We start from the raw sequence: 18,157 nt of genomic DNA on the forward strand, positions 1-18,157 counted from the left end.
GCGCTCTACTGGGGTTCTGCGTTTTGGTGTTTTTTCATGGGTGTTTCATTCTTCTCACGAATCGTTTTCCTGGCCGCGCTGTTGTTCGGCCTGCCGTCCCTGGCGGCTTCGCGTTGTGACGTCAATGTTCCGACCGAACGGGTGGATCTGGCCCAGGTAAGCCTGGCGTACCAGAGCATCGGCCGTGCGTCGGACCCGGCCTTGCTGCTGGTGATGGGCCTGGGCGGACAGTTGATTCACTGGCCGGACGAGGTGGTGGTCGCCCTGTGCCAGCAGGGCTTTCGGGTGATCCGCTATGACAATCGCGATGTCGGCCTGTCGACCTGGCGGCAAGCTCCGGCCGAAGCCAACCTGACCTTCGAAGTGCTGCGCTACAAACTTGGATTGCCGGTGTCGTCGCCGTACTCGCTGACCGACATGGCCGACGATGGCCTGGGTTTGATGGACGCCTTGCACATCGATCAATTCCACGTGTTGGGCGCCAGCATGGGCGGGATGATCGCCCAGCACATGGCGGCCATGGCACCGCAGCGGGTCGAGAGCCTGACCCTGATCATGACCAGCTCCGGGGCCGAAGGCTTGCCGGCGCCGAATGCGGCGCTGGTGCAGTTGTTATCCCGGCGCGGCGCGCCGAATCGCGAAGTGGCCCTGGAGCAGCAGGCCGACTTGCTGGCGGCGCTGGGCAGCCCGATGGTGACCGACGATCGTCAGGCGCTGCTGCATCAGGCAGCGCAGTCTTATGACCGGGCGTTCAATCCCGAGGGCGTGAAACGCCAGATCATGGCCATTCTCGCCGAGCCGAGCCGGGTGGCGCTGCTCAACCAGTTGCGGGTCCCGGCGCTGGTGGTGCATGGCACGGCCGACCCGCTGCTGCCCGTGATGCACGGGGTGCATCTGGCGGCGCATCTGCGTGGCAGTCAGTTGATCCTGATTCCGGGCCTGGCCCATCGCTTCCAGGAGGCGTTCAAGGCGCCGTTGCTGGCGGCGGTGTTGCCGTACTTGCGCGAGCACCGTGAAGACACCTCGCACTGGGCGCAGATCGAGCCTGTGGCCGATCGCAACCTTCTCTAACCTTCCTATGATCTGTGGGAGCGAGCTTGCTCCCACAGGACAACGCTTTTATCCCTGAATGCGTTTTCGTTTAATGGCTCAGGCCGTACTTTTTCACTTTGTCGAACAGCGTGGTCTTGGCCATGCCCAGTTCCAGGCTGGCCTGGGTCAGGTTGCCGCCGCTGCGTAGCAAGGCATCGCTGAGCAGATTGCGCTCGAACGCTTCCACCGCTTCGGCAAAGGCCAGGCCCTGGTTGCCGCCGCCGGCACCGGGTTTCTTGAACGCCGGCAGGCCCAGGGCAAAGCGCTCGGCGACGTTGCGCAGTTCACGCACATTACCTGGCCAGTCGTGGCTCATCAGGTTGGAGACGGTCTGGTTGTCCAGCTCCGGCACCGCGCGGTCAAAGCGCAGGGAAGACTGCTGCAAAAAGTGTTCGAACAGTTGCAGGATGTCCTCGCGCCGTTCGCGTAGGGGCGGCAGTTCCAGGGTCACCACATTGAGGCGGTAATACAGGTCGCTGCGGAATTCGCCGGCCTTGCTCGACTCGACGAGGTCGGATTTGGTCGCCGCGATCACCCGGCAATCCACCGCCACGCTCTGGTTCGAACCGAGGCGTTCGAGGGTGCGTTCCTGCAACACCCGCAGCAGTTTGATCTGCAAGGGCAGGGGCATGCTTTCCACTTCGTCGAGGAACAGCGTGCCGCCGTCGGCGTGTTCGATCTTGCCGATCCGCCGTTTGCCCGCACCGGTGAAGGCGTTGGCCTCGTGGCCGAAGATTTCGCTTTCGAAGAGGTTTTCCGGCAGGCCGCCGCAGTTCAGGGCGACGAACTGCTTGGTGTGCCGCCTACTGAAGTCATGCAGGCAGCGCGCAACCAGTTCCTTGCCGGTGCCGGTCTCGCCTTCGATCAACACGTTGGCCGAGGTGTCGGCGACATTGGCGATCAGTTCCCGCAGGTTTTGCATGGCCGGCGAGCGACCGATGATCCGCCCTTCGAGGGAGTCGCGCTCGGCCAGTTGCCGGCGCAGCGACGTCACCTCCCGCGCCAGGCTGCGTTGCTCCAGCGCGCGGCGGGCCACGTCCACCAGGCGCTCCGGGGAGAAGGGTTTTTCCATGAAGTCGTAGGCGCCTTTCTGCATCGCGCCGACGGCCATGGAGATGTCGCCGTGCCCGGTGATCAGCACCACCGGCAGGCTGCGATCACGCGCCTTGAGTCGTGTCAGCAGTTCCAGGCCATCGATGCCCGGCAGGCGAATGTCGCTGATGACGATGCCGGCAAAGTTGTCGCCGACCCGCTCCAGGGCTTCTTCGGCGCTGCCCACGCCAATGCAGGGAATGTCTTCCAGGGTCAGCGCCTGTTGGCAACCCAGCAACACATGGGGGTCGTCTTCGACGATCAATACACTAAGGTCGTTGTTCATATTGGCTCGGCGGGAGTGGGGCTTACCAACGGTAAACTGAGGACGAATGTAGTACCACCGCTGGACGGGTACTCGACACCCAGGTGACCACCGGTGGCGGCGGCCAGGCTGGCGGAAAGGGTCAGGCCGAGGCCCAGGCCCTGTTCGCCGGGCTTGGTGGTGAAGAACGGTTCGAACAGGTGCTTGCGTGCTTCGGCGTCGATGCCATGGCCGTTATCACGCACGCGCAGGCGGTATTTGCCATCGAACTCTTCGCCTTCGAGCCACAGTTCGGGTTGCGGCTGCGCTTGCATCGCATCCAGGGCATTGCCGATGAGGTTTACCAGAATCTGCTCCAGACGGGTTTGGTCGATTTTCACCTGCACATCGGTGCAGTCGCGGTGTAACTGCAGCTGAATGTTTTCCACCCGGCCGCCAAGTAATTGCAGAGCCGCATCCACCGCTTTGCCCAGGCAGGCCTGGCCCTTGTCGTCCCCGCGGCGGGCGAACGAGCGCAGGCTGGCGGTGATCCGGCCCATGCGATCGATCAGTTCATTGATGGTCTTGAGGTTGGTGCTGGCCACGTCGAGCTGGCCGCGTTCGAGGAAGCGCACGGTATTGCCGGACAAGGTGCGCAGCGCCGCCAGCGGCTGGTTCAGTTCGTGGGCGATGCTGGTGGACATCTGGCCGATGGCCGCGAGTTTCCCGGCCTGTACCAGTTCATCCTGGGCGCGGCGCAAGGTCTCTTCGGCCTGCCGGCGTTCGCGGATCTGCCCCTTGAGCCGTTCGTTGCTGGCGCGCAGGTCGGTGGTGCGTTCGGTAATCCGACGCTCCAACTGATTGTTGGCTTCCTGCAAGGCTTCCCGGGCCGCGAGGCGGGTGGCGATCACCTTGCGCCGCTCGTTCCAGGCGATCAACAGAAAGGCGCAGAGGGCAAAGGCGATGGCCACCAGAATCCCCTGGTTGATCGCTTCTCGGCGCAAGTCCTGGAGTGGCGTGAGCAGGGTGAAATTCCACGGCGTATCGCTCAAGGGCCGGGTTTGCGACAGGTAGCTGATGTTCTCATCGTCGGACACCAGCTCGCTGTTGGCCGGGAACGTGAGTTTTTCCACGCCTTCGGACAGGGTTTCCCTGGCCAGCGGTTGCAGTTCGTTGAGCGGGAACCAGTAGTACTGCAGGCTGCGGGCGAGTTTTTCCTTGGTTTCTTCGCTCAGCGGCACCACCGATTTCAAACGCCGGGCCGGATCGCTGGACAGAATGATGATGCCGTTCTCGTCGCTGACGAAGGCTTCCAGGCGCGCCCGCTGCCAGCGTTCTTCCATGGCTTCCAGGCGTACCTTGACCACCGCGACGCCGATGATCTTGCCGTGTTCTTCCAGGCCATGGGCCAGGTAATAACCGGGTTCGCCGTTGGTGCTGCCGATGCCATAGAACCGCCCCGGCTGGCCGCGCACGGCGTTCTGGAAATAGGCGCGGAAGGACAGGTCTTCACCCAGGTAACTGTCGACATCGCGCCAGTTACTGGTGGCCATGACGCGGCCGGTGGTGTCCATCACGTAGATGGCCCGACTGCGGCTGCGCCGGTTCAGGCCTTCGAGGTAATCGTTGACCGTTTGCCGGTGTTCCGGAGTCGGGTCGGCCAGCAACTGCGAAACACTGGTTTCGAGTTCCAGCAGGCTGGGCAGGTAGGTGTATTTGCTGATTTCGCTTTCGACGGCACGGGCGTGCAGTTCCAGCTGGCGCTGGCCGTTTTCGCCGAGGCTGCGGATGCCGTAGTGCTCACTGATCCAGAAGCCGATATAGCCCAGTCCGATCATCATGGCGATGATCAGCGGTGGCAGGAACAAATGGCGAATCAGACGGGGTTTCACGGCGAGTGATGGCGACGCTGCGCGATAAAGATTGGGGTCGCATTTCATCACAGATGCCTTGGGTCAACCACAACACAAATCTGAACCTTGCACTGCTCCCTGTAGGAGCCGGCTCTGTGGTGAGGGGGCTCGCCCCCGTTCGGCTGCGAAGCAGTCGTAAACACTGTGCATGCGGTTCGACTTTGCAATGCAGGGGCCGCTTCGCGACCCAACGGGGGCGAGCCCCCTCGCCACAAAAGCCCGCTCCCACAGAAGGAGCGGTGTTTTTCTTAGTGCTGCAAGATCTTGTTGAGGAAGTGCTGTGTGCGCTCGGCACGGTGGCTGATGTCGCCGAAGAACTCTTCTTTCTTGCAGTCTTCGATGATCTTGCCGGCGTCCATAAAGATGACGCGGTCGGCCACTTTACGGGCGAAGCCCATTTCGTGGGTCACGCACATCATGGTCATGCCCTCGTGGGCCAGTTGCACCATCACGTCGAGTACTTCGTTGACCATTTCCGGGTCGAGCGCCGAGGTCGGTTCGTCGAACAGCATGACGATCGGGTCCATCGCCAGCGCACGGGCAATCGCCACACGCTGTTGCTGGCCGCCGGACAGTTGGCCCGGGTGCTTGTGGGCGTGGGCCGAGAGACCGACACGCTCAAGCAGTTGCAGGCCTTTCTTGGTGGCTTCTTCCTTGCTGCGGCCCAATACCTTGATCTGCGCGATGGTCAGGTTTTCGGTGATGGTCAGGTGCGGGAACAGTTCGAAGTGCTGGAACACCATGCCTACGCGCGAACGCAGTTTCGGCAGGTTGGTCTTCGGGTCGGCGATGGAGGTGCCGTCGACCACGATGTCGCCTTTCTGGAACGGTTCCAGGGCGTTGACGCACTTGATCAGGGTCGATTTGCCGGAACCGGATGGCCCGCACACCACGATCACTTCGCCTTTTTTGACCTCGGTGCTGCAATCCGTCAGTACCTGGAAGTCCCCATACCACTTGTTGATGCTTTTGATAGAGATCATACGGCGAACCTTTTTTGCAGACGCTTGACCAGCAGCGAGGCGGAAAAGCTGATGATGAAGTACACGAGACCCGCGAAAATCAGGAACTCATTGGAACGGCCAATGATGTCGCCACTGGCGCGCGAAGCATTGAGGAAGTCCACCAGGCCGACGGCGTAGACCAGCGAGGTGTCCTGAAACAGGATGATGCTCTGTTGCAGCAACAGCGGTGTCATCTTGCGGAATGCCTGCGGCAGGATGATCAGGCGCATCATCTGGCCGTAAGTCATGCCCAGTGCCTTGGCAGCACCCATCTGGCCCTTGGGAATCGACTGCACACCGGCGCGGACGATTTCGCAGAAGTACGCCGCTTCGAACATCATGAAGGCCACGATGCACGAGGCGAATGCGCCGATCGGCGTGTCTTCGCCGGTGATCCAGCGCAGCACGAACGGTACCGCCAGGTAGAACCAGGTGATCACCAGCAGCAACGGGATCGAGCGGAAGTAGTTGACGTAGGCGCCGGCCAGGTTCGAAAGCAGCTTGTTGTGGGACAGACGGCACAGCGCCAGGATCGTGCCGAGGATGATGCCGCCGATCACGCCCATGACCATCAGCTTGAGGGTCATGACCATGCCGTTCCACAGGCCCGGCAGGGACGGGATGATGCCCGAGAAGTCGAATTCCATCATTTACCCCCTACGGAGATCAGGCCCGGTACGGCGACTTTCTTCTCGACCAGACGCATCAGCAACATCAGGCTCATGTTCAGGGTGAAGTAGATCAGCGTTGCCAGGGTGAAGGCTTCGAACAGGTTGGCGGAGAACTCGGCGGTTTGTTTGGTCTGCGCGAGCAATTCCATCAAGCCGATCAGCGAGGCCACGGAAGTGTTCTTGAAAACGTTCAAAAACTCCGAGGTAAGCGGCGGAATGATGATCCGGTAGGCTTGGGGCAGCAGCACGTTCCAGTAGATCTGCGGCAGCTTGAAACCCATGGCGCGGGCCGCGGATTCCTGGCCTTTTGGCAGGGCCTGGATACCGGTGCGCACCTGTTCGCAAACACGCGCCGTGGTGAACAGGCCCAGGCACACGACGACGCTGAGGAAGGCCGAGGTGGTCGGGTTCAGATCCTGCTTGTACCACTCTTGCAGGTCCGCCGGCAGCAGATCGGGTACCAGGAAGTACCAGATGAACAGCTGAACCAGCAGCGGCACGTTACGGAAGAGTTCGACGTAGCAGGTGGCGATGCCCGATACGATGCGGTTCGGCACGGTGCGCATGACGCCCAGGATCGAGCCCAGTGTCAGGGCGATGATCCAGGCCGCGATGGCGATGCCGATGGTCCAGCCCAGACCGGTCACGTACCAGTCGAGATAGGTCTCGCTGCCCACGCCGGTGGACTTGAAGAACACGCCCCAGTCCCAGTTGTAATTCATTAGGGTCTCCCCTCGGATTCGATCGATGTACAAGTACCCGCCTGGGGGAAGCTCCGTTCCCGCCCGACCTTGAGAGTCAGGCACACGCGCTCGGCTCGACAGCCACCGGTTCGAGTGTTTCCAAAAAATGCCAGCAGGAAGTGACAACCTCCTGAAAGGGCATGGGCCCTCTCAGGAGATAAGGTTAGTCAGAAATCAGGACTTCTTGTCGTCAGCCGCTTTGTCGGTCGGATTGGCGATCAGGGCCTTGAGCTCGTTGCTCATCGGGAAGTTCAGGTTCAGGCCTTTTGGCGGGATTGGCTGCATGAACCATTTTTCGTAGATCTTGTTGATCTCGCCCGATGCGTAGGTGGCCTTGATGGCGTCATCCACAGCCTTTTTGAACGGCTCGTCGCCTTTGCGCACCATGCAGCCGTAGATCTCGTAGGACTGTGGAGTGCCGGTTACGGCCCAGTCACTTGCCTTCTTGGCCTTGGCCGCTTCACCGGCCAACAGGGCGTCGTCCATCATGAAAGCTACGGCACGGCCGGTTTCCAGCATCTGGAACGACTCGCCGTGGTCTTTGGCGGAGATGACGTTCATGCCCATCTGCTTGTCGGCGTTCATCGCCTTGAGGATGCGTTCGGACGTGGTGCCGGCGGTGGTCACGACGTTCTTGCCGGCCAGGTCAGGGAAGTCCTTGTACTTGGAATCTGCCTTGGACAGCAGACGAGTACCGATTTCGAAGATGCCAACGGAGAAGTCAACTTGCTGCTGACGCTCGACGTTGTTGGTGGTGGAGCCGCACTCGAGGTCCACGGTGCCGTTCTGCACCAGCGGGATGCGGGTTTGCGAAGTCACCAGGTTGTACTTGACCTGGAGGTTCGGCATGTCGAGGTCTTTTTTCAGGGCCTCGACGACTTTCAGCTGGATGTCGTGGGAGTAGCCGACCGGTTTGCCGGAAGCGTCCGCGATATAGGAAAACGGAATGGAAGCGTCGCGATGGCCCAGGGTGATGGTGCCGGACTCTTTGATCTTCTTCAGGGTGCCGGTGAGTTCGGCGGCGAAAACCGGAGTGCTGATCAGAGCGGCAGCAATGGCTGCGCCCAGGATATGGGGAACGATGCGCATCAAATTTTCCTCGACATTGTTTTTTTTATGGAGCCAGTTCATCGGCCCTTTTGTGCTGCAAAACACCTGAGCGCTACGATGAGTGAGCGCAAAGGACATTCGTCGAAGAAGTGTAGAGCATGACTCGTGCCAGACCAGTGCGAATAGGTCAAATCATTGATTTATAAGGAAATTAAATATTTATGGCGCGAAAGTTGAAGCTGAATGATCCGGTTAACCGAACCGACCCGCAGGTCGCGTTCGGAAAACCGAATGGCTGATTGCCTGCATCGCTTCCTGTAGGAGCCGGCTTGCCGGCGATAGCGGTCTCGAGATCGCCATCGCCGGCAAGCCGGCTCCTACGGGGAGGATATGTCAGGGATATTTGCGCTTGTCCGGCGCGGGCGGGAAGTACTGGTACAACCAGGTCTCACTCAGCGTGCGGTCGTTGGTGCGGATGAACAGGCGCAGCTCGACGGGTTCCACGCTGTCATTGGTCGGGTACCAGTCAAACAGGACACGGTAACCCTTGATGTCATCGAGTTTCAGGATGCTGAAATCCTTGACCTCGCCGTTCGAGCAGGTAACGACCGGCTCGATGCCCGCGCCTTCAGGCAAACGGTCCAGGCCGCCGCCCGTGAAGTCCACGGCGAAACGACGGGCCCAGACTGGCGGGTAATGCTCGCCTGGCGCCCAGCCCTCGGTGAAACCGCCCATCCCGGAACGGGTGGCGTTTACCCGTGCCAGTGGTGTGCCGACCGGCGGCAGTGCGCTCCAGTAGAGCTTGTAGCCGTAATTCAGCGAGTCGCCGGCCGCCACCGGTTTCTTCGGGGTCCAGAAGGCGACGATGTTGTCCATGGTTTCGCCGGTGGTGGGGATTTCCAGCAGGTCGACCGAGCCTTCGCCCCAGGCGGTGGTCGGCTCGACCCACAGGCTCGGGCGACGGCTGTACCAGTCGACGGTGTCCTGGTAGCTGGCGAACTCGTGATCGGTCTGCACCAGGCCGAAACCTTTCGGGTCCTTGTCGGCGAAGGCATTGAATTGCAGGGTCGCCGGGTTATTCAGCGGACGGCAGATCCACTCGCCGTTGCCGCGCCACATGGCCAGGCGATCGGAGTCGTGGATTTGCGGGTGAATGGTGTCGCACATGCGGCGCTCGTGGGTGCCGCAGCTGAACATGCTGGTCATCGGCGCAATGCCCAGTTGATCGATGGCGGTGCGTGCATTGACGTGGGCGTCGACCTCCATCACCACGCGCTCGGCCTGGCAGTCGATATCGAAGCGGTAGGCACCGGTGGCGCTCGGCGAGTCGAGCAGGGCGTAGACCACGAAGCGGGTGCTGTCCTTGTCCGGTGTCTCGAACCAGAACTTGGTGAAGTCAGGGAACTCTTCGCGCTTCTTGGCGTAGGTGTCGATGGCCAGCCCGCGGGCCGACAAGCCGTACTGGCCAGTGGCGTCCACCGCACGGAAGTAACTGGCGCCGAGGAAGGACACGACATCGTGCTTGTCCAGTTCCGGGGCCTTGAACAGCTTGAAGCCGGAGAAACCCAGGTCGCCCTTGAGCTGTGCGGTGTCGACCGTGGTGTTTTCATAGTTGAACAGCGACGGGCGGAAATGCACCTCACGCGCCTGGCGGGTCTTGGGATCGACGCTGTACATGCGCACCGGCTGCTTGAACCCCATGCCGACGTGGAAAAACTGCACATCCAGCTGACCGTTCAGGTCATTCCACAAAGAGTGGTTGGCGTCGTAGCGGATCGCATTGAAGTTCTGCGGCGTCATGGTCGCCAGGGTCGGCGGCAACTGTTGCTTGGTGTCCTGGTAGCGATTGCTGGCGAGCTGCTTGGCCTGGAGTTTCAGCGCCTCGAAGTCGAACGCGGTGGCCTCGCCATCAGCGGTGCCGCCGCTGGCGGCCCAGGCCTGGGCGGCCAACAGGCCCGTGGCGGACAAGCCGGTGTAGGCCGCGATGGCCATGGAGGCTTTGAGCAAATTCCTGCGGTGCATAAATACAACCTGTCGTGAGCAATCCCGCGCCGTTCCTGGCACGTGCTGGATCAGAAATATCGGTTCGGACATGCCTTCGGCCAAACGCAACGGACTTTTACACAGATGCCGGCTAGCTTAAACCGTTCGATTGCAGAGCAAAATTGATTGATGGCACGACGCTGGCTCGGCAATGAAACAAGACATGTCGGGAAACAATTCCGACAGGGGGTTCTGATTTAGAGGGCATTTCTGCTTTTTTTGACTAATTACTCTAAAAACCACTTTTCAGCGCCCGGAATATTTCTATTCTGTGCACATGACCGGTTCATGCCCTTCTGGCCGGTGCGGTTCAGTTGGCACGAGGCGCTGCTGAAAAAGGGTTAGGGCGATGCGGTTTGTTGCAGTTTTCTTTGACGTATAGAGAAGGACATCGTCCATGTCGAAAGTACAGAACATCACCGAAATGTTGGGAATCTTTCCGTGTCTGGCCCTGGGGCGCCGAAGACGCCGGCTCAATAGCGAGGAAATGAAGTTGGTGGAGCGCTATCGGGAGTTGTCGGAGAACGACAGGATTGCGATGAGGTATCTGGTGGATGCGATGAGGAGTGTTTCGCGGTTTTGAAGAAAAGGGGCATCTCGTCCTAGCTGGATGCCCTCATCTACCAATCCTCAGAGCGTTCGGATCGCTGATGCAACACGCGCAGAACTTGTACTTGGCCTTGGGAAAATCGGTAAGGGGCGATAAAGGGAAAACGGCCAAGTACCAATTCTCGGACATCGGGCATGCCTGAAGGCCTGCCCGAACCGGGAAACTGTTCCAACAATTCAAAGGATTGCAAAATCGTGGAAATGATTTCGAGAGCGGGTTTTACGCCAACTACCTTTCGGTAGTGCTCGTGGATGGCATCGAGATCGCTTTCGGCTTTTTCAGTCAGTACTACGCTCGGCACGTTTTGCCCACTTAGCCTTCACGGCATCCAGGTCGGTGAGTTTCCCCGCGTCGGCATCGGCGATGCCGTCACTGATGGCTTGCAGATGCCAGGACTCGGCTTCCACATATCGAACCAATGCACGCTTGAGATGGTACTGACGATCTCTGTCGGTCGCCGCAGCCAATAAATCCAGCTGCTGTGCCAATTGTTCTTCGACACGAAAAGACAAAACGGGTGAGGCCATGATGGCTCTCCTAAGGTGTATACGCTGTAAACGACGTAAACACCCTAGGCCGAGTCGGGATTTTCGTCAACCGCAGCGCGCATGGGCTGTACGAAACTCTAGTGTGGTCAACACCAATGGGAGAGAGGGATGTGTTGCCGGATGCTAATGCATCGGAATGCGGTTAACCCACTTCCCCCACCGCCCGATACGCCTCATCGATCGCCGCATGGGCATACGCGCTCCAAGCCGCGTCCGAGTTGGCGATGCTCACCCGTCCTACTGGCTGACGCGCCAGATTCATCAGTTTCTCGCTCTCATCGGCATCGTCGTACAGGCTGTTGGAGAAGTACGCGTAGCCGTGTGACCAGCGGTTGACGGTGATGGCGAGGATGTCGGTTTCGTGGTTGAAGCCGCCAGGGCCGAGCATGCGTTGCAATTGATCGCGCAGTTGCGCTTCCAGTTGCTCGAAGCTCTGGCCGTACAAACGGCCACGGCCGGCGCGGGCCTGGTCGCGGGCGTTCATGCCGCTGTTGGGGCTGGTGGGCACGTAGACCATGTGCAGGCCAATGGGTTGTGTCGGGTCTTTCGGGTGATCGTAGCCGCCCATGCTCACCGGGTAGTCGAGTTTGATGCGGCTGTAGGGTTGGGTCGCGGCGTAGATTTCATGCACGCCGAGCTTCTGGAATGACTGCCAGTTGCGGATCACCACCTTGGTGTAGACCAGCGGGAACTTCACGTTCTGGCTCAGGGCGTGGGATTGTTCGGCCGGCAGGTCGCGCAGCAGGTACGGGATGATCATGTTGTAGCAGGCCATGATGCAGTGTTTGCCGCGCACCTGGCTGAGCTGGCCGCCACGGCTGTAGCCGACGTTCACGCCACTGCCAACGTTGCGCACGCTCACCGCTGTGCTGTTGAGGCGAATGCGCACCGGGGCTTTGGCCTGGTCGAGTCTGGCGTAGTCGAAAGGGGCGAGGACGATATCGTCCATGGTGTGCCCCGGCGCCACGGCCGGGATCAGGCTGCGCACCAGCAACCGGGCCAGCGAGGCGTTGCCGTCAGGGAAGTGGTAGATGTAGGGCTCTTCCATTTCCGCCTGGGCTTCTTCGCTGATTGGTTCCAGATTCATCGCGCTGAAACCTGGGAAACCGACCGAGTAGGCGTCGGACGCGGCGACCGCGTCGATGCTCAGGGCCATGAAATCGTTGGTGCGGCTCTGGAAATACTTCACCGCTTGTGCCGACAGGCCTACATCCTTGAGCAGGAAATCCTGGTAACTGGTGGCTTCCAGGTGGGCGGTTTTTTCCTCAGTGGTTTTGCCGGGCAGGTAATCCTTGGGCGTCATGTGCAAAGCGATCAACGCCTGGCGGTCGGCTTCCGGCAGCGGGAAGTCGTTGATGAAATCCGGGATAGCGCGGGCGTGCAACTGGTCGGGAGCGATGTCGTCGGCCACCATCGGCGTCGGGTCGCCGGTCACCAGTTTGTCTTCGCCGAAGTTTTCCTTGTCGAAGAACACCCCGCGGGACAGGCCCAGGCCCGGGTAGAACTGGCGATCAAAGGCTGTCTCGAAGCGCTTGATGTTCACCCCGAGATTCTTCAGCAGACCGTTCACTTCCTTGCTGTACAGATGGTTCGGCGACTGGAAGGCTTCACTGCCGCCGTAGCCGATGATCATACGACCACCGGCGGAGAATTCGTTGCGCTTGGCGTGACCGCCGAAGTCGTCGTGGTTGTCCAGAATCAGGATGCGTGCTTTCGGATGTTTCTCACGGTAGAACCACGCCGCGGACAGACCGCTGAGGCCGCCTCCTACCACCACCAGGTCATATTCCTCGGTGATCGGCAGCTTGTCGGTGTCGAAGACCTTTTTCTCCCAGCCCATCTGGTGGGCAATTTCGAACGAGCCGACGTGGCTGCCCCGCAGGCCGGTGAGGGCCGGTGGGTAATAGCGCCCGTCGGGGGCGGCCTGGAGAAGTTGCAGAGGGGTCATGCCGGCAGCGATGGTGACAGCGACGCCGTTGAGAAAGTCGCGGCGGGTGATATCCATGTTCAATCCTTGTAGGTTTTTTAGATCGCCCCGGCACCACAACGGCACCGGGGCGAATGCCGTTACCGGCTGACTTTCCAGGCATCGCCCGCAGGGGCAGTGCCGTGGTCATAGGGTTTGGCGATCCACATGTAGAGCAGGCCCAAACCGATCACGATGGCGGTACTCAGTACCATCGCGTAGTTGATGTACCACGCAGCGTCCGGCGTACGTGGCCAGGCCATGTTGATGATGGCACCGACACCATAGACCAGCGCGCCGATGTTCACCGCCCAGCCCCAGGCGCCGAGGGTGAATTTGCCGCTCGGCTTCCAGCCTTTCATGCGCGCATACAGGGCTGCGAGCACGATCATCTGGAACGCCAGGTAGATGCCAATCGCCGCGAAGCTGACGATGGTGGCGACAGCGTCCTGCAGGAAGAAGCCGAGGATGATGATCAGTGCTGGCAGGACGCCAGACACGAACAGCGCGGCAACAGGAACCTGAGTCGTAGGGGAAATCTTCTTCAGCAGTCGGCTGCCGATGACCATTTCATCACGGGCGTAGGAATACAGCAGGCGACTGGCCGCCGCTTGCAGGCTGATCACGCAGGAGATGAAGGAAATCATCACCACACCCATCACGACTTTCGAACCCACCGGCCCGAACGCGTTGTTGAGGATGGTGGTGACCGGGTCCTTGTCGGTGCCGTTGATCACGGCCTGCATGTCTGGCACGGCCAGGATCAGCGCCAGGCAGGCGAACATCGCCGCGATGCCGCCGATATAGATGGTCATGCGCATGGCCACCGGGATTTTCTTGCTCGGGTTCGGGGTTTCTTCGGCCACGTCGCCGCAGGCCTCGAAGCCGTAATACAGGAACATCCCCGCCAGCGACGCGGTGAGGAACGCCGGCAGGTACGAGCCGTCGACGCTGATATCGAAGGTGTTGAACAACACGCTGATCGGTTGATGACGCTCGAAAATCAGTAGGTAAACGCCCACGATGACTGCACCGACCAGTTCGCAGAGGAAGCCGAACATGGCGATCCGCGCCAGCACCTTGGTGCCGCTGAGGTTGACCAGGGTGGCGAACAGCGTCAGGAACAGGGCGATGATGATGTTGGTGTTGTTGCTCGGCTCAAAGCCCATCATGGCGGCGAGGTACGGACCGGCACCCACGGCAACCGCCGCGATGGTCACGCACAGCGCGATGGAGTAGATCCAGCCAACCATCCACGCCCAGCGCTTGCCCACCAGGCGACGGGCCCATGGGTACACGCCGCCGGAAATCGGGAACTGCGAAACCACTTCGCCGAAGATCAGGCACACCAGCAACTGGCCGCAACCGACCAGCAGGTACGCCCAGAACATCGGCGGCCCGCCCGCGGCCAGGCACAGGCCGAACAGGGTATAAACCCCTACGACCGGGGACAGGTAAGTGAAGCCGAGGGCGAAGTTTTCCCACAGGCTCATGCTGCGATTGAAGTTGGAGGTGTAACCCAGTTTGCGTAGCTGCTCGGCATCGCTGTCGGCAACGGCCGTAGAGAGATCGGGTGATGCACTCATGTGTGTTTGCTCCGGAAAATCGGCAGATTTCGGATGTCCGAAACCGTGGCGGGGCTTTGGGAGCGCCGCCCGGATCGGTGGTTATTGTTTTGTTTTCTTGGGGGGTGCCTGTTGGTGCTGGTGCCGGCTTCTTCCTTGAATTTGCGGTGACGCCATCGCTGGCAAGCCAGCTCCTACAGGTTTTTTGGTGTACGCCAATCACATGAACGACCAAAACCCTGTAGGAGCCGGCTTGCCGGCGATGCTTTTAATGCTTGAACATCACATGCCTTACGACGGTGTAGTCCTCCAGCCCGTACATGGACATGTCCTTGCCATAACCGGACAGTTTCTGACCGCCGTGGGGCATTTCGCTGACCAGCATGAAGTGCGTATTCACCCAGGTGCAGCCGTACTGCAAGCGCGCCGACAGGCGATGGGCGCGGCCAACGTCGGCGGTCCACACCGACGACGCCAGGCCGTAGTCCGAGTCGTTGGCCCAGCCCAGTACTTGAGCTTCATCGCTGAATTTGGTCACTGACACCACCGGTCCGAACACTTCGCGACGGACAATTTCGTCATCCTGCTGCGCGTCGGCCAGCACGGTCGGTTCGAAGAAGTAACCGTTGCCCTCGACCGCCTTGCCGCCGGTGATCAACCGAATGTGTGGCTGGGCGATGGCGCGCTCGACGAAACTGGCCACGCGGTCGCGGTGTTGCGCGGTGATCAGCGGACCGAGTTCGGTCGATGGATCATCCTGCAAACCGTACTTGATGCTGCTGACGGCGGCGCCGAGCTTCTCGACGAACTTCTCGTAGATGCCTGCCTGGGCATAGATGCGGCAGGCGGCGGTGCAGTCTTGCCCGGCGTTGTAGAAACCGAAGGTGCGTATGCCTTCGACGGCGGCATCGATGTCGGCGTCGTCGAAGATGATCACCGGGGCCTTGCCGCCCAGTTCCATGTGCATGCGTTTGACGCTGTCGGCGGTGCTGGAAATGATGTTCGAACCCGTGGCGATCGAACCGGTCAGCGACACCATGCGCACTTTCGGGTGAGTGACCAGCGGGCTGCCGACGCTAGGACCACGACCGAATACCAGGTTGAGTACACCGGCCGGGAAGATCTCCGACGCCAGCTCGGCCAGGCGCAGGGCGGTCAGCGGCGTCTGCTCCGACGGCTTGAGCACCACGGTATTGCCGGCGGCCAGGGCCGGGGCGATTTTCCAGGCGACCATCATCAGCGGGTAGTTCCACGGCGCGATGGAGGCGATCACGCCCACCGGGTCGCGGCGGATCATCGAGGTGTGGCCCGGCAGGTACTCGCCACCGGCCGAACCGCTCATGCAGCGGCTGGCGCCGGCGAAGAAACGGAACACGTCGGCAATCGCCGGAATCTCGTCGTTCAGCGCAGCGCTGTAAGGCTTGCCGCAGTTGTCCGATTCCAGTTTGGCCAGTTCTTCGCCGTGGGCTTCGATGGCGTCGGCGAGCTTGAGCAGCAGCAGGGAGCGCTCTTTGGGCGGGGTCTGCGACCAGCTGTCGAACGCGGCGTCGGCGGCACGCACGGCGGCATCGACCTGGGCTTCGCTGGCTTCGTTGATTTCCACCAGCACACGGCCGAGCGCCGGGTTGAACACCGGTTGGGCCGGGCCTTCGCCGGTGAGCAATTGGCCGTTGATCAATAATTTGGTTTGCATGGCTCTGTCCTCACTAACACTTGTATTTTTCTGCTGAAACCTTGCCCCTGTAGGAGCGAGCTTGCTTGCGATGGACGTGAACGATGACGCGTTCAGTCTGGTTAAGCGCGGTGTGCTTGCGATCATCGCGAGCGAGCTCGCTCCTACAGGGGATCGGGTTCCTTCAGTTATTCGGTTATTTGCCGCCACTACCCGCAACGCTTTCGCCGCCCCGGGTCAGGTAATAGGCACCAAGGATCGGCAACATGGTCACGATCATCACCAGCATCGCCACGACGTTGGTCACCGGCACGTCCCGTGGGCGGCTGAGCTGGTTGAGCAGCCACAGCGGCAGGGTGCGTTCATGGCCGGCGGTGAAGGTGGTGACGATGATCTCGTCGAACGACAGCGCGAACGCCAGCATGCCGCCGGCCAGCAACGCCGAGCCGAGGTTCGGCAGGATGATGTAGCGGAAGGTCTGCCAACCATCGGCGCCGAGGTCCATCGAGGCCTCGATCAAGCTGTGGGAGGTGCGGCGCAAGCGGGCGATGACGTTGTTGTAGACGATCACCACACAGAAGGTCGCATGGCCGACGATGATGGTGAACATCCCCGGCTCGATGCCCAGGGTCTTGAAGGTCGCCAGCAGCGCGATCCCGGTGATGATCCCCGGCAGGGCAATCGGCAGGATCAGCATCAGCGAGATGCCTTGCTTGCCGAAGAAGTCCCGGCGGTACAACGCGGCGGACGCCAGCGTGCCGAGGACCATGGCGATCAACGTGGCAATCGAGGCGATCTGCAACGACAACTTGATGGCTTCGAGCACGTCTGGCCGCGAGAACGCCACCCCGATCCACTTCAGGGTGAAGCCCTTGGGCGGAAAGCTGAACGCTGCGTCTTCGGTGTTGAAGGCGTACAGGAAGATGATCAGGATCGGGAAGTGCAGGAACACCAACCCGCCCCAGGCTGCGATGCGCAGACCTAAGGATGCTTTTTCAGAGTGCATCGAAGGCCCCCAGACGTTTGACGATGGACAGGTAGATGGCGATCAGCACGATCGGCACCAGGGTGAACGCAGCGGCCATTGGCATGTTGCCGATGGCGCCTTGCTGGGCGTAGACCATGCTGCCGACGAAGTAGCCGGGCGGGCCCACCAGTTGCGGCACGATGAAGTCGCCCAGGGTCAGCGAGAAGGTAAAGATGGAGCCAGCGGCAATGCCCGGGATCGACAGCGGCAGAATCACTTGCATGAAGGTCTGGCGAGGCTTGGCACCGAGGTCGGCGGAGGCCTGCAGCAGCGATGGCGGCAGGCGTTCCAGCGAGGCCTGGATCGGCAGGATCATGAACGGCAGCCAGATGTAGACGAACACCATGAAGCGCCCCAGGTGCGAGGTCGACAAGGTACTGCCGCCCACTCCCGGAATACCCAGCACGAATTGCAGGACCGGTTCCAGCCCCAGGTGCTGGACGAACCACTGCGCCACGCCGCCCTTTGCCAGAAGCAGCGTCCAGGCGTAGGCCTTGACGATGTAACTGGCCCACATCGGCATCATCACCGCGATGTAGAAAAACGCCTTGGTCTTGCCCGTGGTGTAGCGCGCCATGTAGTAGGCAATCGGGAACGCGACGATGGCGCTGGCAATCGACACGACAATCGCCATGCCCAGGGTGCGCAGGATGATGTCGAAGTTTGACGGCTGGAACAGCGCGGCGAAGTTTGCCAGGGTCAGGTCGGGGGTGACCGCCATGGTGAAGTCATCGAAGGTGTAGAAACCTTGCCACAGCAGCGTCAGCAACGAGCCGAGATAGATCGCGCCAAACCAGATCAGCGGCGGCACCAACAACATCGACAGGTACAGGTTCGGCCGGCGATACAGCAGGTTGGAGAACCGGCGCAACGGCGAGCCGCCCGACTGGTTTTGAGAGATAGCCAAGGTGTTCATG

The 18,157-nt window shown here is 60.8% G+C and carries 16 protein-coding genes; 2 read left to right on the forward strand and 14 right to left on the reverse strand.

What is annotated here, in order from left to right; translation table 11 throughout:
* Positions 1-36 precede the first annotated feature (36 nt).
* Positions 37-1,071: an alpha/beta fold hydrolase gene (locus B0D71_RS08355; protein ID WP_103394360.1), complete on the forward strand. Its 1,035-nt coding sequence runs from the start codon at positions 37-39 to the stop codon at positions 1,069-1,071.
* Between the two features lie 70 nt (positions 1,072-1,141).
* Here the strand turns inward: B0D71_RS08355 and aauR are convergent, their stop codons facing one another.
* From aauR to B0D71_RS08395, 7 genes are all read right to left on the reverse strand, one after another.
* Positions 1,142-2,470, reverse strand: a complete 1,329-nt coding sequence (gene aauR, locus B0D71_RS08360; RefSeq protein ID WP_103394361.1) for a two-component response regulator AauR — start codon at positions 2,468-2,470, stop codon at positions 1,142-1,144.
* The gene (gene aauS / locus B0D71_RS08365; RefSeq protein WP_103394362.1) at positions 2,467-4,368 is read right to left on the reverse strand and encodes a two-component sensor histidine kinase AauS; all 1,902 of its coding nucleotides are present in this window, start codon (positions 4,366-4,368) and stop codon (positions 2,467-2,469) included. Before aauS ends, aauR begins: the two co-directional genes overlap by 4 nt.
* Before the next feature lie 221 nt (positions 4,369-4,589).
* Complete coding sequence (locus B0D71_RS08375) at positions 4,590-5,324, reverse strand: amino acid ABC transporter ATP-binding protein (RefSeq protein ID WP_007975082.1); 735 nt, start codon at positions 5,322-5,324, stop codon at positions 4,590-4,592.
* Entirely contained in the window at positions 5,321-5,992 is a 672-nt protein-coding gene (locus tag B0D71_RS08380) for an amino acid ABC transporter permease (RefSeq protein ID WP_103394363.1), read from the reverse strand. The genes B0D71_RS08375 and B0D71_RS08380 overlap by 4 nt, the downstream gene beginning before the upstream one ends.
* Positions 5,992-6,738: an amino acid ABC transporter permease gene (locus B0D71_RS08385; protein WP_103394364.1), complete on the reverse strand. Its 747-nt coding sequence runs from the start codon at positions 6,736-6,738 to the stop codon at positions 5,992-5,994. The genes B0D71_RS08380 and B0D71_RS08385 overlap by 1 nt, the downstream gene beginning before the upstream one ends.
* 195 nt (positions 6,739-6,933) lie before the next feature.
* Positions 6,934-7,848, reverse strand: a complete 915-nt coding sequence (locus B0D71_RS08390) for a glutamate/aspartate ABC transporter substrate-binding protein (protein WP_103394668.1) — start codon at positions 7,846-7,848, stop codon at positions 6,934-6,936.
* A gap of 354 nt (positions 7,849-8,202) precedes the next feature.
* Complete coding sequence (locus B0D71_RS08395) at positions 8,203-9,831, reverse strand: glucan biosynthesis protein D (protein WP_103394365.1); 1,629 nt, start codon at positions 9,829-9,831, stop codon at positions 8,203-8,205.
* 418 nt (positions 9,832-10,249) lie between these two features.
* Here B0D71_RS08395 and B0D71_RS08400 point away from each other — a divergent pair, with 418 nt between their 5' ends.
* Complete coding sequence (locus tag B0D71_RS08400; protein WP_103394366.1) at positions 10,250-10,435, forward strand: hypothetical protein; 186 nt, start codon at positions 10,250-10,252, stop codon at positions 10,433-10,435.
* Between the two features lie 37 nt (positions 10,436-10,472).
* Here the strand turns inward: B0D71_RS08400 and B0D71_RS08405 are convergent, their stop codons facing one another.
* The 7 genes from B0D71_RS08405 to B0D71_RS08435 all read right to left on the reverse strand — a co-directional run bounded on the left by B0D71_RS08405 (position 10,473) and on the right by B0D71_RS08435 (position 18,156).
* Positions 10,473-10,763 carry a type II toxin-antitoxin system RelE/ParE family toxin gene (locus B0D71_RS08405; protein ID WP_103394367.1) on the reverse strand — a complete coding sequence of 97 codons (291 nt, stop codon included), beginning with the start codon at positions 10,761-10,763 and terminating at the stop codon, positions 10,473-10,475.
* A complete protein-coding gene (locus tag B0D71_RS08410; RefSeq protein ID WP_056721085.1) occupies positions 10,741-10,989 on the reverse strand; it encodes a CopG family ribbon-helix-helix protein in 249 nt (82 codons plus the stop codon). The genes B0D71_RS08405 and B0D71_RS08410 overlap by 23 nt, the downstream gene beginning before the upstream one ends.
* A gap of 163 nt (positions 10,990-11,152) precedes the next feature.
* The gene (locus tag B0D71_RS08415; protein ID WP_103394368.1) at positions 11,153-13,015 is read right to left on the reverse strand and encodes an NAD(P)-binding protein; all 1,863 of its coding nucleotides are present in this window, start codon (positions 13,013-13,015) and stop codon (positions 11,153-11,155) included.
* A 62-nt stretch (positions 13,016-13,077) separates the two neighbouring features.
* Positions 13,078-14,562: an APC family permease gene (locus B0D71_RS08420; protein WP_103394369.1), complete on the reverse strand. Its 1,485-nt coding sequence runs from the start codon at positions 14,560-14,562 to the stop codon at positions 13,078-13,080.
* A gap of 247 nt (positions 14,563-14,809) precedes the next feature.
* Positions 14,810-16,234: a gamma-aminobutyraldehyde dehydrogenase gene (locus B0D71_RS08425; RefSeq protein ID WP_103394370.1), complete on the reverse strand. Its 1,425-nt coding sequence runs from the start codon at positions 16,232-16,234 to the stop codon at positions 14,810-14,812.
* A 175-nt stretch (positions 16,235-16,409) separates the two neighbouring features.
* Complete coding sequence (locus tag B0D71_RS08430; protein WP_102699051.1) at positions 16,410-17,219, reverse strand: ABC transporter permease; 810 nt, start codon at positions 17,217-17,219, stop codon at positions 16,410-16,412.
* Positions 17,209-18,156, reverse strand: coding sequence for an ABC transporter permease (locus tag B0D71_RS08435; RefSeq protein WP_103394371.1), 948 nt, complete (start codon positions 18,154-18,156; stop codon positions 17,209-17,211). The genes B0D71_RS08430 and B0D71_RS08435 overlap by 11 nt, the downstream gene beginning before the upstream one ends.
* Between the last annotated feature and the right edge of the window lies 1 nt (position 18,157).

Origin of the sequence: Pseudomonas laurylsulfativorans (genome assembly GCF_002906155.1) — a bacterium.
GTDB classification, from domain to species: domain Bacteria; phylum Pseudomonadota; class Gammaproteobacteria; order Pseudomonadales; family Pseudomonadaceae; genus Aquipseudomonas; species Aquipseudomonas laurylsulfativorans.

Bases quoted from the DNA above. Each gene is read 5' to 3' on its own strand.
- B0D71_RS08355 (WP_103394360.1), top strand. From the start codon at position 37: ATGGGTGTTTCATTCTTCTCACGAATCGTTTTCCTGGCCGCGCTGTTG.
- aauR (WP_103394361.1), bottom strand. From the start codon at position 2,470: ATGAACAACGACCTTAGTGTATTGATCGTCGAAGACGACCCCCATGTG.
- aauS (WP_103394362.1), bottom strand. From the start codon at position 4,368: ATGAAATGCGACCCCAATCTTTATCGCGCAGCGTCGCCATCACTCGCC.
- B0D71_RS08375 (WP_007975082.1), bottom strand. From the start codon at position 5,324: ATGATCTCTATCAAAAGCATCAACAAGTGGTATGGGGACTTCCAGGTA.
- B0D71_RS08380 (WP_103394363.1), bottom strand. From the start codon at position 5,992: ATGGAATTCGACTTCTCGGGCATCATCCCGTCCCTGCCGGGCCTGTGG.
- B0D71_RS08385 (WP_103394364.1), bottom strand. From the start codon at position 6,738: ATGAATTACAACTGGGACTGGGGCGTGTTCTTCAAGTCCACCGGCGTG.
- B0D71_RS08390 (WP_103394668.1), bottom strand. From the start codon at position 7,848: ATGCGCATCGTTCCCCATATCCTGGGCGCAGCCATTGCTGCCGCTCTG.
- B0D71_RS08395 (WP_103394365.1), bottom strand. From the start codon at position 9,831: ATGCACCGCAGGAATTTGCTCAAAGCCTCCATGGCCATCGCGGCCTAC.
- B0D71_RS08400 (WP_103394366.1), top strand. From the start codon at position 10,250: ATGTCGAAAGTACAGAACATCACCGAAATGTTGGGAATCTTTCCGTGT.
- B0D71_RS08410 (WP_056721085.1), bottom strand. From the start codon at position 10,989: ATGGCCTCACCCGTTTTGTCTTTTCGTGTCGAAGAACAATTGGCACAG.
- B0D71_RS08415 (WP_103394368.1), bottom strand. From the start codon at position 13,015: ATGGATATCACCCGCCGCGACTTTCTCAACGGCGTCGCTGTCACCATC.
- B0D71_RS08420 (WP_103394369.1), bottom strand. From the start codon at position 14,562: ATGAGTGCATCACCCGATCTCTCTACGGCCGTTGCCGACAGCGATGCC.
- B0D71_RS08425 (WP_103394370.1), bottom strand. From the start codon at position 16,234: ATGCAAACCAAATTATTGATCAACGGCCAATTGCTCACCGGCGAAGGC.
- B0D71_RS08430 (WP_102699051.1), bottom strand. From the start codon at position 17,219: ATGCACTCTGAAAAAGCATCCTTAGGTCTGCGCATCGCAGCCTGGGGC.
- B0D71_RS08435 (WP_103394371.1), bottom strand. From the start codon at position 18,156: ATGAACACCTTGGCTATCTCTCAAAACCAGTCGGGCGGCTCGCCGTTG.